This window comes from Kitasatospora sp. NPDC001225 (assembly GCF_053597855.1).
Genome location: NZ_JBSFJC010000054.1, coordinates 43197 through 57084, shown reverse-complemented (window position 1 = coordinate 57084; position 13888 = coordinate 43197). Strand labels below are relative to the sequence as shown.

Annotated in this window: 11 protein-coding genes; 7 read left to right on the top strand and 4 right to left on the bottom strand. The window is 72.1% G+C overall.

What is annotated here, in order from left to right; all coding sequences use genetic code 11:
- Positions 1 to 88 precede the first annotated feature (88 nt).
- Positions 89 to 961, bottom strand: a complete 873-nt coding sequence (locus ACWDCZ_RS20110) for a hypothetical protein (protein WP_449816563.1) — start codon at positions 959 to 961, stop codon at positions 89 to 91.
- Positions 962 to 1151: 190 nt separating this feature from the next.
- Here ACWDCZ_RS20110 and ACWDCZ_RS20105 point away from each other — a divergent pair, with 190 nt between their 5' ends.
- Entirely contained in the window at positions 1152 to 3791 is a 2640-nt protein-coding gene (locus tag ACWDCZ_RS20105) for a valine--tRNA ligase (RefSeq protein WP_049648951.1), read from the top strand.
- Positions 3792 to 4102: 311 nt separating this feature from the next.
- Positions 4103 to 4627 carry a hypothetical protein gene (locus ACWDCZ_RS20100; RefSeq protein ID WP_049648950.1) on the top strand — a complete coding sequence of 175 codons (525 nt, stop codon included), beginning with the start codon at positions 4103 to 4105 and terminating at the stop codon, positions 4625 to 4627.
- 31 nt (positions 4628 to 4658) lie between these two features.
- Here ACWDCZ_RS20100 and ACWDCZ_RS20095 read toward each other — a convergent pair whose 3' ends face one another.
- The 3 genes from ACWDCZ_RS20095 to ACWDCZ_RS20085 all read right to left on the bottom strand — a co-directional run bounded on the left by ACWDCZ_RS20095 (position 4659) and on the right by ACWDCZ_RS20085 (position 8991).
- Positions 4659 to 6194, bottom strand: coding sequence for a chitinase (locus ACWDCZ_RS20095; protein WP_449816562.1), 1536 nt, complete (start codon positions 6192 to 6194; stop codon positions 4659 to 4661).
- A 165-nt stretch (positions 6195 to 6359) separates the two neighbouring features.
- A complete protein-coding gene (gene wecB / locus ACWDCZ_RS20090) occupies positions 6360 to 7505 on the bottom strand; it encodes a non-hydrolyzing UDP-N-acetylglucosamine 2-epimerase (protein ID WP_449816561.1) in 1146 nt (381 codons plus the stop codon).
- Between the two features lie 52 nt (positions 7506 to 7557).
- Entirely contained in the window at positions 7558 to 8991 is a 1434-nt protein-coding gene (locus tag ACWDCZ_RS20085) for a glycosyltransferase family 2 protein (RefSeq protein ID WP_082345126.1), read from the bottom strand.
- 184 nt (positions 8992 to 9175) lie between these two features.
- Between ACWDCZ_RS20085 and folC the strand changes: the two genes are divergently transcribed.
- The 5 genes from folC to mreC all read left to right on the top strand — a co-directional run bounded on the left by folC (position 9176) and on the right by mreC (position 13886).
- Positions 9176 to 10567: a bifunctional tetrahydrofolate synthase/dihydrofolate synthase gene (gene folC / locus ACWDCZ_RS20080; RefSeq protein ID WP_079271806.1), complete on the top strand. Its 1392-nt coding sequence runs from the start codon at positions 9176 to 9178 to the stop codon at positions 10565 to 10567.
- 1 nt (position 10568) lies between these two features.
- On the top strand, positions 10569 to 10919 hold the full coding sequence (locus tag ACWDCZ_RS20075; RefSeq protein WP_049648948.1) for a DUF4233 domain-containing protein: 351 nt from the start codon (positions 10569 to 10571) through the stop codon (positions 10917 to 10919).
- Between the two features lie 108 nt (positions 10920 to 11027).
- Positions 11028 to 11441, top strand: a complete 414-nt coding sequence (gene ndk, locus ACWDCZ_RS20070) for a nucleoside-diphosphate kinase (RefSeq protein WP_049648947.1) — start codon at positions 11028 to 11030, stop codon at positions 11439 to 11441.
- 332 nt (positions 11442 to 11773) lie between these two features.
- Complete coding sequence (locus tag ACWDCZ_RS20065; RefSeq protein WP_049648984.1) at positions 11774 to 12799, top strand: rod shape-determining protein; 1026 nt, start codon at positions 11774 to 11776, stop codon at positions 12797 to 12799.
- Positions 12800 to 12914: 115 nt separating this feature from the next.
- Positions 12915 to 13886 (top strand): rod shape-determining protein MreC, encoded by a 972-nt coding sequence (gene mreC, locus ACWDCZ_RS20060; protein ID WP_449816560.1) that lies wholly within the window; start codon positions 12915 to 12917, stop codon positions 13884 to 13886.
- Positions 13887 to 13888: the final 2 nt, after the last annotated feature.

Sequence of the window (13888 nt, the reverse complement as noted above, 5' to 3'; positions counted from 1 at the left end):
TCCCTACCTGCCCGCCTCACCCGCGCCCCCCCCCACGCGGCGGGCCCTCCCCCCGGATCGGGTGCGAGGCCCCTCCTCGTGGTGCGCGCTACTTGGCGACGACCATGGCGTCGCGGATCGCCCTGGTCTGGTCGGCCGCCTGGGTCAGGGTGGTCTCCTGGCCGCCGGTGAGCTGGCCGTGGCTGTTCACGTTCATCCTGCTGAAGGTGACCCGGCCGGTGGTGGACCGGTCCGCCCACACGCAGACCGTCGGACCGGGCTTGCCCGCGATCCCGGCCACGCCGCAGGAGAGCTTCGCGGAGGAGTTCCTGGAGTCGCGGGCCGGGAAGTCGGTCAGCGGGGTGGTCCAGGTGACGTCGTCGTCGCCGGTGCTCTTCTTGGCGTCCGCGATGATCTTCCCGGGGTCGTTGAGCTTCCCGTAGACGCCGAGCACCGAGAAGGTGTCGAGGTCGGTGCCCCGGCTGTAGCTGGCCGCGATCACGTGGAGGTCCTTGCCGAAGTCCGCCGCCTCCGGCTTGTTCGGGTCGACTGCCTTGTCCTCGGCCGACTTCTGGGAGTAGCCGTCCGGGATGGTGTCCGGGGCGGACATCCGGTACCGGCCGCCCTGGTCGTTCCCGCCGAGGAACTTCCAGGCGGCGAAGCCGCCGCCGCCCAGCACCAGGGCGCCGACCACCAGCCCGATCACCAGGCCGCCCTTGCCCTTGCGCTGCTGCGGCTGCTGCGGGTAGCCCGGCTGGCCGTACGGGGCCTGCGGAGGCACGCCGTACGGCTGCTGCGGGGGCTGGCCGTACTGCGGTTGGCCGTACGGGGGCTGCGGCTGGGGCTGGCCGTACTGCGGCCGGCCGTACGCGGGCGGGGGCGGGGGTGCGCCGTACGGCTGCTGCGGCGGCGGGCCGTACGGCGGCTGACCCCCGTACGGCTGCGGCTGTCCCTGCGGGTACTGCTGTCCCTGGCCGTACATCTGCGTCCGTGCTCCCCCGCCGCACCCGCGGCCTGTCGTCTGTCCGGTCGTCCGTGCCCGTCCGGTCCACCGGACGAGTGCCCGGGCACGCTACCGCACGGCGCCGGGCCGGGCCCCGTCCGGTCCGCGCCGGGGCCGCGGGCCGGAAAGCGGTTCGTGACCCACCCCCCGGTTACGTAAACTGTGCGTCGTGACCGACACGACGAACCAGCGCCCCGTGAGCACCTTTGCCGGGGACGAAGCAGCGACCCTCCCGACGACCTACACCCCCGCGGACGTAGAGGGCGAGCTGTACGAGCGCTGGGTAGACCGTGGCTACTTCACCGCGGACGCGAAGAGCGACAAGCCCGCGTACACCATCGTCATCCCCCCGCCGAACGTCACCGGCGTCCTGCACCTGGGCCACGCCTTCCAGCACACGCTGATGGACGCGCTGACCCGCCGCAAGCGCATGCAGGGCTTCGAGACGCTCTGGCTGCCCGGCATGGACCACGCCGGCATCGCCACCCAGAACAAGGTCGAGCAGCAGCTCGCCGAGGAGGGCCTGTCCCGGCACGACCTGGGCCGCGAGGCCTTCGTCGAGAAGGTCTGGGAGTGGAAGAAGAGCTACGGCGGCCGCATCCTCGGCCAGATGCGCCGGCTCGGCGACGGCGTGGACTGGTCGCGCGAGCGCTTCACCATGGACGAGGGCCTGTCCCAGGCCGTCCAGACCATCTTCAAGCGGCTCTTCGACGACGGCCTGATCTACCGCGCCGAGCGCATCATCAACTGGTGCCCGCGCTGCCTCACCGCGCTGTCCGACATCGAGGTGGAGCACGAGGACACCCCGGGCGAGCTGGTCTCGATCCGCTACGGCGAGGGCGACGACTCGATCGTCGTGGCCACCACCCGGGCCGAGACGATGCTGGGCGACACCGCGGTGGCCGTCCACCCGGAGGACGAGCGCTACAAGCACCTCGTCGGCCGGACCATCAAGCTGCCGCTGACCGACCGTGAGATCCCGGTCGTCGCCGACGAGCACGTCGACCCGGAGTTCGGCACCGGCGCCGTCAAGGTGACGCCCGCGCACGACCCGAACGACTTCGCCATCGGCCAGCGCCACGACCTGCCCAACCTGTCCGTCATGGACGAGTGCGGTGCGATCACCGTGCACGGCCCCTTCCTCGGCATGGACCGGCTGGAGGCCCGCTCGGCCGTCGTCGGCGCGCTGCGCGAGCAGGGCCGGATCGTCGCCGAGAAGCGTCCGTACATGCACGCGGTCGGCCACTGCTCGCGCTGCCACACCGTGGTCGAGCCGCGGCTGTCGCTGCAGTGGTGGGTCAAGGTCGAGCCGCTGGCCAAGGCCGCCGGCGACGCCGTCCGCGACGGCAAGGTGGAGATCCACCCGAAGGAGCTGGAGCGCCGCTACTTCGACTGGGTCGACAACATGTACGACTGGTGCATCTCGCGCCAGCTGTGGTGGGGCCACCGGATCCCGGTCTGGTACGGCCCGGACGGCGAGGTCGTCTGCGTCGGACCGGACGAGCAGCCGCCGACCGGCGAGGGCTGGCACCAGGACCCGGACGTCCTGGACACCTGGTTCTCCTCCGGCCTGTGGCCGTTCTCCACGCTCGGCTGGCCGGAGAAGACCGCCGACCTGGAGAAGTTCTACCCGACCGACGTCCTGGTGACGGGCCACGACATCATCTTCTTCTGGGTCGCCCGGATGATGATGTTCGGCCTGTACGCGATGGACGGCGAGGCGCCGTTCAAGACCGTCGCCCTGACCGGTCTGGTGCGCGACGAGTTCGGCAAGAAGATGTCGAAGTCCTCCGGCACCGCGGTCGACCCGCTGGACTGGATGGACGCCTACGGCGCCGACGCCGTCCGCTTCACCCTGGCCCGCGGCGCCAACCCGGGTGCCGACGTGCCGATCGGCGAGGACTGGGTCAAGGGCTCGCGCAACTTCTGCAACAAGATCTGGAACGCGACCCGCTTCGCGCTGATGAACGGCGCCACCGTCGAGGGCCCGCTGCCCGCGCCGGAGGAGCTGACCGCGGTCGACCGCTGGATCCTGTCGCGGCTGAACGCCACCGTCGCCGAGGTGGACGGGCTGTACGAGGACTACCAGTTCGCCAAGGCCACAGACGCGCTGTACCACTTCGCCTGGGACGAGGTCTTCGACTGGTACGTCGAGCTCTCCAAGACCACCCTGGCCAAGGGCGGTCCGCAGGCGGACGCCTCGCGCCGGGTGCTGGGCGAGGTCCTGGACGTCACCCTGCGGCTGCTGCACCCGGTCGTCCCGTTCGTCACCGAGGCGCTGTGGACGGCGCTCACCGGCGCCGAGTCGCTGGTCGTGACCGAGTGGCCGAAGGACAGCGGCTACCGTGACGCGGCCGCCGAGTCGGAGATCGCCACGCTGCAGCAGGTGGTCACCGAGGTCCGCCGGTTCCGTTCGGACCAGGGCCTGCAGCCCGCGCAGCGCGTCCCGGCCCGGCTGGAGCTGGCCGGCACCGTGCTGGCCGTCCACGAGGACGCGATCCGCTCGCTGCTGCGGCTGACCGCGCCCGAGGAGGGCTTCGCGGCCACCGCCTCGCTGCCGGTGGCCGGCGCCACCGTGTCGCTGGACCTCTCCGGCACCATCGACGTCGCGGCCGAGCGCAAGCGCCTGGCCAAGGACCTCGCGGCCGCCGAGAAGGAGAAGGCCCAGACCACCGCCAAGCTCGGCAACGAGGCGTTCCTCGCCAAGGCGCCGGACGAGGTGGTCGCCAAGATCCGGGGCCGCCAGGAGGCCGCCGAGGCCGACATCGCCCGGATCACCGCCCAGCTCGCGGCGCTGCCGCAGGGCTGACCGCCCGTCCCCGCCGAAGGGGCCGTACTCCGCGACGCGCGGGGTGCGGCCCCTCGGCGTTTTCCGGGTTCCGGTTCCGGTTCGGCTTCCCCGGCCGCTTTCCTTACACCAAATAGCCCAGGAACATTGCTCCCTTCCGGCGAATTATCATCCTGCGACCGGGTGAGGTCCTATTCCGAGCGAATTGATTCCGGTCTTGCCCGCGCGGGTTCGCGGAAGTTTGCAGGTCCGCTGTGTACCGTGTGCACGGAGTTTCCGAATGGGCGTTTCCGCTGAGCGTTCCTGCTGAGCGACGGACGGGAGGGCATGGCGTGGTGGTGACCGAGGAGTTGGCCGACGAACTGCCTCTGGAGGCGGTCGAGGAGGCCAAGGCCAGGGCGGCGACCCTGCTGCTCGCGTTCCGGCACGGCAACCAGATCGCGTTCGACCACGAGCTGGACCTGCTGTTCGCCGAGCACGCCGAGCGCGAGGTGACCACCCTGCTCGCCTGGATCGCCGCCGAGGCCGTCCGCAAGGCGTACGCCCCCGAGGTCGGCGACCGGGTGCTGCGGGCGATGGCCCGGCGCGCCCCGGAGGACACCGGCGGGGTCGCGGTGGACGAGGAGACCGCGAACGCGGCCCAGCTGATCGAGGCGGTGGCGGCCGGCGAGGTGGCCGAGGTCCGCGGCCTGGTGGCCGCGACGCCCGACACCACCTTCCTGCTCGGCGGTCTGCTGCAGGGCGTCGCGATGATGCTGCCGCTGCTGCCCGACGGTGAACTGGCCGAGATCACGGCCGAGTTGCGCCGTCGGCACGGCGGAGCCGCGCATGTCCCGGAGGCCCGGGCCGGGGTCTGAACCCGGGCCTCCGGCAGACCGGCCGGGCCGGTTACGGCATGGCGTGCAGGTGCGAGCCGATGGTGCCGGCCACCGGGTTGCCCGCCTTGGCGTCCCAGTTGGTCGACCAGGTCATCGCGCCGCCGATGCCCGGCCAGGTGGCGTCCGGCTTGTAGCTGCCGCAGTTGGTGCCGGAGGCCAGGCAGTCCAGCGCGTTGTTGACGGTGCCGGCGGCGAGGTACCCGCCGCCCGCGGCGCTGGTGGAGGCCGGCACCCCGAGGCCCACCTGGTCGGGCCGCAGCCCGCCCTTGAGCTGGATGCAGGCCAGTGCGGTGAGGAAGTTCTCGGTGCCCTGGGAGTAGACGTTCCCGTCGCAGCCGTTCATCGCGCCGGAGTTGTAGTACTGCATGTTGACGATGGTGAGGATGTCCTTCACGTTCAGCGCCAGCTTGAAGTACTCCATGCCGGTCGACTGCATGTCGATCGTCTGCGGCGCCATGGTGAGGATGAATCCGCTCCCCGCCTTCGCCGCCAGGGCGTGCAGCGCCTGGCCCATGTAGGTGGAACTGATGCCGTTCTCCAGGTCGATGTCGATCCCGTCGAAGCCGTAGCTCTGCATCAGCGTCCAGGCGGTGCTGGTGAAGGTCGCGGCGGAGGCGGAATCGCCCACCCAGACCGTGCCGTTCTGGCCGCCGATGGAGAGCACCACCCGCTTCCCGGCCGCCCGCTTGGCCGCGATGTCGGCCTTGAACTGGGCGTCGGTGTAGCCGCCGAGGCGGGAGGAGAGCGCCGGGTCGAGGGTGAAGCTCAGGCCGCCGCGGGTGGCGGTGGCGTCCGCGAAGGAGACCGCGATGATGTCGTAGGCGGCCGGGACGTCGCTGATCCGCTGGACGGTGGCGCCGTTGTCGAAGTTCTGCCAGTAGCCGGTGAGGATGTGCTTGGGCAGGTCCGGCGGCTTGCCGGTGGAGGTGGGGGTGGGCGTGCCGCTGTCCGTGGGGGTGGCCGTCGGACTCGGCGAGGCGGTGGAGGTGGCGGTGGCCGTCGGGCTCGGTGACGGCTGCGGCCCGCCGGGGCCGAGCAGCGAGACGTCGTCGGCGGCGAAGGCCGGCTGCCCGTACCAGCCGTGCAGGTAGACGGTGACGCTGGTGGTGTTCGGGCCGGTGGTGAAGCTCGTGGTCAGCTGGGTCCAGCCGCCGGCGCCGGGGGTCCAGGTGCTCGGATCGGTGCCGCCGGTGCCGCGGGCGCCCAGGTAGACGTACGAGCCCTGCACCCAGGAGCTCAGGGTGTACGCGGAGGAGGGCTTCACCTGGACGGTCTGGGTGCACTCGCCGGTGTCGCTCCCGGCCGGGGTGGACTGCAGGGCGTACGTGCCGGAGTGGACGGTGGTGCGCTGGACCGTACCGCTCGAACAGGTCCAGCCGGACAGGTTCCCGGTCTCGAAGCCGCCGTTGACGATCAGGTCGGTGTCGGCGGCGTGGGCGCCGGTGCCGCCGGCCAGGACGAGTCCGCCCAGGCCGATGACCAGGGCGCTCGCTCCGGCGAGCAGGGAGTGGACGGCGCGCGGGCGCCGGTGTCGGGCAGGTGGCATGACTCCGTCTCCAGTGGGGGAGGCCCGGCGGGCGCCTCGTGGGGGAGGAGCGCCGTCCGGGGTGTCGATGGTGCGCGTGCGGGAGCTACCGACAACTCAAGTCCCGGTCGGGAACGGAGACTTGCCTCACAAGGTGGAGTAGACCAATTCTGCTGTCAAGAGGACCTAGGCCGCCGACGGCAACGCCGGCTGGCCGGCCGGGCCGGCGAGTGCCACGGTCAGCGCGGCGATCCGGGCCGAGGCCAGGCCGTCGCCGTACGGGCTCGGGGTGGCCGCCAGCCGGGCGAGCCGCTCGGGGGTGTCGGAGAGCCAGGCGCGGGCCAGGGTGCCCAGCTCCTCGCCGGGCCGCACCAGCGCGGCGAAGCCGGCCGCCACCGCCTCCGGACGCTCGGTGGAGCGGCGCACCACCAGCAGCGGGCGGCCGAGCACGGTGCACTCCTCCTGCACGCCGCCGGAGTCGGAGACCAGCAGCGCCGCGTGGCACGCCAGGCCCAGGAAGTCGCCGTAGCCGACCGGGCCGGTGACGGCGAGGCGCTCCAGCAGGCCGTCCAGGCCGAAGCGTTCGACGGCGGCCCGGGTGCGCGGGTGCATCGGGAACAGCACGGGGGTGCCGGCCCGGGCGATCCGGTCCAGCTCGGCGAGCACCGCGCCGAGCGCCTCGGCGGTGTCGGTGTTCTCCGGGCGGTGCACGGTGGCCAGCACGTACGCGTCCGGGCGCAGGCCGTGCGCGGCGAGCAGCGCGGCGCGGGCGGCCCCGCCCGGCAGCTGACGGCGGACCACCTCGACGACGGTGTTGCCGGTGAGCTCGATCCGGTCCTCGGCCAGCGACTCGGCGCGCAGGTTGGCGACGTTCTCCCCGGTGGCGGCGCAGAGCAGGTCGGAGACGTGGTCGACCATCACCCGGTTGTGCTCCTCGGGCATCGCCCGGTCGAAGCTGCGCAGCCCGGCCTCGACGTGGACCAGCGGGATCTCCCGGGCGTTGGCGGCCAGCGCCCCGGCCAGGGTGGCGTTGGTGTCGCCCTGGACGACCACGGCGGCGGGGCGGTCCTCGGCGAAGGCGGCGTCCAACTGGCCGAGGGACTGGGCGATCTGACCGGCCCGGGGGCGGCCGCCGACCCCGGTGAGCAGCTCCGGCCGGGGCAGGTCCAGGTCGCGCAGGAAGCGGCCGGACATCGCCTCGTCCCAGTGCTGGCCGGTGTGCACCAGCCGGGTGGCGTCGCCGAGTTCGTGGATCAGCGGGGCGAGCTTGACCAGCTCGGGGCGGGTGCCGAGGACGACGGCGACGCTGGACGGGGGCAGGCACATGCTCATGCGGGGCTCCGGTGGCGTGGGGGAGGGGCGGCGCGAAGGGAGAGGGGCGGGCTCAGGACTCGAGCGCGGTGGGGGCGCCGAGGGCGGTCTTCTCGGCGTTGCGGCGGGTCTTGGCCCAGCCGTTGCGGCCGAGCAGCATCCGGACCGCGGCCCGGGTGGCGACCACGAACAGGTGGTAGGCGTAGAGCCAGACCAGGACGCCCCAGAGCAGCCCGGTGAGCCGGCCGCGGTCGGGGTGGACGGCCCGGCGGTAGGCGAAGCCCCAGAACACCATCGGCAGCGTGGCGAGCACGAAGGCGAGCAGCATCCACGGGCCGAACCGGAGCTGGAACTCGGCGGTCTCCTCCGGGAAGAGCACCAGCCCGGCGCCGGTGATCCCGAGCGAGACGGGGAAGAGCAGCACCAGCAGCACGCAGACCACCGGCTGGAGGAAGGTGTACAGCACCTCGGCCTTGCCGGTCGCGGTGTAGTGCGGGGAGCGCAGCACCCGGCCGGTGTAGCGCAGGCACTGCATGTTGCCCTGGGCCCAGCGGGTGCGCTGGGTGAGGAAGCGGCGCGGCGAGATCAGGCCCTCCTGGGAGACCTGGGCCTCGGTGACGTGGGTGAGCCGCCAGCCGGCCAGGCGCAGGTCGAGGCCGGACTCGTAGTCCTCCAGCAGGGCGCGCTCCGGCCAGGGGCGGCCGGCCCGGCCCTCCTCGGCGGTGAGCGAGTCGAGGGCGGTGAGCCGGACGAACTGGCCGTTGCCGCCGAGGCCGACGCTGCCGGTGCGGCGGCGCAGCAGCTGCATGCCGGTGTTGGTGGCCTGGAACTCGACGTCCTGCATCCGCACCAGCGCGCGGGCCAGGGCGTTGGCGATCCGGCCGCGGCCGGGCAGCGGGAGCTCGTCGTCGGCGTTGCGCATCCGGACGCCGATCTGGACGGCGCCGGTGTCGGGCCGGCCGAGGGCCTTGGGGTTGCAGACCCGGGCGAGGGTGCCGGGGTCGAGCTGCCCGTCGGCGTCGACCACGCCGATCACCACCCGGGAGCGGTCGGTGCCCTCGGGCAGCCGGGCGGAGATCTCCCGGTAGGCGGCGTTGAGGGCGGCGCCCTTGCCGATCCGGGCGTGCGGGCGGCGGCGCTGGACCAGGTGGATCCGCGGGTCGCGGGCCGCGGCGGCGAGGACCAGCTCGCGGGTGGCGTCCTCGCTGTCGTCGTCGATCACCCACAGATGGGCCTCGGGCGCGCTGGTCCGCAGGCCGTCCAGGGTCTGGGTGACCACGGCCTCCTCGTCGCGGCAGGGGATCACCAGGTGCCACCGGAAGGCGGCGGGGTCGCCGGGCTCGGCGGGGCGGCCGTGCCGGAAGGCGTGGCGGGAGCCCGCCCAGTACACGAGGAAGCGTCCGAAGACGAGGGCCATGTAGCCGACGAGCGCCAGGGAGATCAGTCCGGCGACCCAGACGACGGCGTCCTGGCGAAGCACGATCCATTCGTGCAGGGCGTCGGGCATGGCGCAGCGCTCCCAGTGATCAAAGGCTGAAGGCTCCTATCGGTTGCGAATCGATGCTTCATTGCGGTTCAAATCGCTAAATCAATAGTAAAGGGAGGAAACTAGCTGATCATGGGAAAGAACGGGCAAAGTGGTCGTTCTCACCCCGTGAGGAGGACCCGCCAGCGCTCCGTAGACTGTGGACGTGAGCGACAAGGCCGACCCGAACCCGTACACCATCCGCCCCGCCGACGGCGGCACCGGCGACGCCCTGCGCGACGTCGAGGTGGAGCTCTCCAAGCGCTGGCCGGAGAACAAACTGGAGCCCTCGCTCGACCGGATCGAGGCGCTGATGGACATCCTGGGCCAGCCCCAGCGGTCCTTCCCCTCCATCCACATCACCGGCACCAACGGCAAGACCTCCACCGCCCGGATGATCGAGCAGCTGCTCAACACCTTCGAGCTGCGCACCGGCCGCTACACCAGCCCGCACGTGGAGTCCGTCACCGAGCGGATCACCCTGGACGGCGCCCCGATCACCCCCGAGCGCTTCGTCGAGGTCTACCGCGACATCGAGCCCTACGTGCAGATGGTCGACGCGGCGCAGCCGGTGCCGATGTCCTTCTTCGAGGTGCTGACCGGCATGGCCTACGCGGCCTTCGCCGACGCCCCGGTGGACGTCGGCGTGGTCGAGGTCGGCATGGGCGGCTCCTGGGACGCCACCAACGTCATCGACTCCGCCGTCGCCGTGATCACCCCGATCGGGCTGGACCACACCGACAAGCTCGGTGAGACCACCGGCGAGATCGCGGTCGAGAAGTCCGGGATCATCAAGTCCGGCGCCGTCGCCGTCGTCGCCCAGCAGCAGCTGGACGCCGCCCAGAACATCCTGCGCCGCGCCGTCGAGGTGGACGCCACGGTCGCCCGCGAGGGCATGGAGTTCGGCGTGATCCGCCGCGAACTCGCCGTCGGCGGCCAGCTGGTGACGCTGCGCGGACTCGGCGGCGAGGAGTACGAGGACGTCTTCATCCCGCTGCACGGCGAGTACCAGGCGCACAACGCGGCCCTCGCCCTGGCCGCGGTCGAGGCCTTCTTCGGCGTCGGCGGCGCGCGCGGCGGGCAGCTGGACGTGGACAAGGTCCGCCAGGGCTTCTCCGGCGTCTCCTCGCCGGGCCGCCTGGAGGTCGTCCGCCGCAGCCCCACGATCGTCCTGGACGCCGCGCACAACCCGCACGGCGCCCGCGCCACCGTGGCCGCGCTCACCGAGTCCTTCGGCTTCACCCGGCTCGTCGGCGTGATCGGCACCTCCGGGGACAAGGACGTGGCCGGCGTGCTGGAGGCCTTCGAGCCGATCCTGGCCGAGGTCGTCATCACTCAGAACTCCACCCACCGCGCGATGGACGTCGACGCGCTCGCCGCCCTCGCCGTCGAGATCTTCGGCGAGGACCGCGTGCAGGTCGAGCCCCGGCTCGACGACGCCATCGCCGCCGCCGTCAGCCTCGCCGAGGAGGAGGGCGACCTCGGCGGCGCCGGGGTGCTGGTCACCGGTTCGGTCATCACGGTGGGCGAGGCCCGCCTGCTGCTCGGGAGGAAGTGACATGAGGACGCTCTGCTCCTCGACTCTGATCGGCGAAGTGCTGCTGGTCCTGTTCGCGGCGCTGGTCGCGATGCGGCTCACCGACGTCTCCAACGCGGAGATCTGGACGGTCAGCGGCATCGCGATGGCACTGTGCGTCCTGCTCTGCGGCATGATCGACCGCCCCGGCGCGGTGCAGATCGGCTGGGCGCTGCAGATCGGGCTGATCGCCAGCGGCTTCGTGCTGCCGACCATGTTCGGGCTCGGCGTGGTCTTCGCCGGCCTGTGGTGGTGCTCGGTGCACTACGGCCGCAAGGTGGACGCGTTCAAGGCCGCCCGGGCCGCCGCGGAGGCCGCCGCCGTACAGGCCTGAGGCCCGGACCAGCGGACCGACACGCCGTGTACGCAAGGTAATCTCTGCCCTGTCGGCGCCGCCTGTCGACCCGACTGTCTGCCGAACCGAATCCCCAGGAGACGCACCGTGTCCCAGCGCACTCTCGTCCTGCTCAAGCCCGACGCCGTCCGCCGCGGCCTGGCCGGCGAGATCATCAGCCGCATCGAGCGCAAGGCCGGCTGGCGGTTCGCCGCCATCGAGCTGCGCACCTTCGACCGGGCGACGCTGGAGCAGCACTACGCGGAGCACGTGGGCCGCCCGTTCTACGAGCCGCTGCTGGAGTTCATGACCACCGGCCCGTCGATCGCGCTGATCGTCGAGGGCGAGGAGGTCGTCAAGGGCATCCGCATGCTGGCCGGCGCCACCAACCCGCTGGAGGCCGGGGCCGGCACCATCCGCGGCGACTACGCGACGATCACCCGCGAGAACCTGATCCACGCCTCCGACTCCCCGGAGTCCGCCGAGCGCGAGATCAAGATCTTCTTCCCCGCGCACGCCTGATCCGGCGAGCGGGACCCGGGCGACACGCCCGGGGGGACGTTCGTACCGCCCCGGTCGGGACCATTGGCCCGGCCGGGGCATTCTTATCGTGAAATAGGGAACTGGCGGCGCCGACACGGCGTCCCAATCCTCGGAGATGCGATCACGCCCCGGACAATGGACGGTATGCCCCACGCCGACGTCCGTACCGAGTGGCGTGGCTACGATGGACGCGACTCAAGGGCCCGGTAAGACAGCTCAGCTGTTCTCCGCCCACGCGTGGACGCGCGCATTCGTCCACCCCCCCATGAACTCCGAGCCCGGGAAGGCACCCACACCCCATGGCGAGCAACCTGTCGTTCATCGGCCGCGACTTGGCGATCGACCTCGGAACAGCCAATACGCTGGTGTACGTCAGGGGCAAGGGCATCGTTCTGAACGAGCCGTCCGTCGTCGCGGTGAACACCAACACCGGCGGCATCCTCGCCGTCGGCGCCGAGGCCAAGAAGATGATCGGCCGCACCCCGGGCAACATCGTCGCCATCCGCCCGCTCAAGGACGGCGTGATCGCCGACTTCGAGATCACCGAGCGGATGCTGCGGTACTTCATCCTCAAGATCCACCGCCGCCGCTACCTCGCCCGCCCCCGCGTCGTGGTCTGCGTGCCCTCCGGCATCACCGGCGTCGAGCGCCGCGCCGTCATCGAGGCCTCCTCGCAGGCCGGCGCCCGCCAGGTGCACATCATCGAGGAGCCGATGGCCGCCGCGATCGGCGCCGGCCTGCCCGTCCACGAGGCCACCGGCAACATGGTCGTCGACATCGGCGGCGGCACCACCGAGGTCGCCGTGATCTCCCTCGGCGGCATCGTCACCGCCCAGTCCATCCGGGTCGCCGGCGACGAGCTGGACAACGCGATCGTCCAGCACATCAAGAAGGAGTACTCGCTGCTCCTCGGCGAGCGCAGTGCCGAGCAGATCAAGATGAGCATCGGCAGCGCCTTCGGCCTGGAGGGCGAGAAGGACGAGCACGCCGAGATCCGCGGCCGCGACCTGGTCAGCGGTCTGCCCAAGACCGTGGTCATCTCCGCCGCCGAGGTCCGCGAGGCCATCGACGAGCCCGTCAACGCGATCATCGACGCGGTCAAGACCACCCTCGACCAGTGCCCGCCCGAGCTGGCCGGCGACGTCATGGACCGGGGCATCGTGCTCACCGGCGGCGGCGCCCTGCTGCGCGGCCTGGACGAGCGGCTGCGCCGCGAGACCGGCATGCCGATCCACATCGCGGAGAACCCGCTCGACTCCGTCGCGCTCGGCTCCGGCAAATGCGTCGAGGAGTTCGAGGCGCTCCAGCAGGTACTCGACGCTTCGCCGCGTCGTTGACAGGTCGCCGCACCACCGGCACCACACGTCACATCAGACACTCGACTGAACGGGCCGCCGCCCGGGCCCCACAGCCCCGGGCGGCGGCCAGGTACGAAGGGGCAGTACCAGCACCGTGAGGGACACACGAGAGAGCCGGCTGCTGCTGATCCTGCTGGTGGCCGTCGCCTTCGCGCTGATCACCGTGGACATCAAGGGCGGTGAGGACTCCCCGCTCGGGCCCGCCCGGCACGCCGCCGCCAGCGTCCTCGGACCGGTCGAGCGCGGAGCCGCCACCGTCGTCGACCCGGTCGCCGACACCGTCCGCGCCTTCCGCGACGCGGCCACCGACAGCGGCCGCACCGACCAGCTCGCCCGCGAGAACACCGAACTCCGGCAGAAGCTCGCCTCCTCCGACATGGCCACCGGGCGCACCAAACAGCTGGACGACCTGCTGCGCACCGCCGGAGCCGGCGGCTACACCGTCAAGGCCGCCCAGGTCATCGCGATCGGCCCGGCCCAGGGCTTCTCCTGGACCATCACCATCGACGCCGGCAGCGACGACGGCCTCACCCGCGACATGACGGTGATCAACGGTCAGGGCCTGGTCGGCCGGATCACCACCGTCGCGCCCACCACCGCCACCGTGCTGCTCGCCTCCGACCCCGGCTTCTCGGCCGGCACCCGGCTGGAGGGCACCGGCGAGATCGGCTTCGCCTCCGGCGGCGGCGACAGCCCGATGAAGGTCTCCCTGCTCAACGGCAAGGCCCAGGTCAAGGCCGGCGACCGGCTGGTCACCTTCGGCTCGCAGAGCGGCCGCCCGTTCGTCCCCGGCGTCCCGGTCGGCAAGGTCGTCGAGGTCCAGGCCAACGCCGGCCAGCTGACCAAGACCGTCCTGGTCGAGCCCTTCGTCCAGTTCACCCGGCTGGACCTGGTCGGCGTGGTGGTCGTGCCGCCGCGCGCCGACCCGCGCGACGCCGTCCTGCCGCCGGCGCCCGCCGCGGGCCAGCCGGCCGCCGCGCCGGGCCAGGTCCCGGCCTCCGCGCCCGGCCAGGTCCCGGCCTCCGCGCCCGCCGCCCCGCCCGCCAAGCCCACTGGGGGGAACTGAGC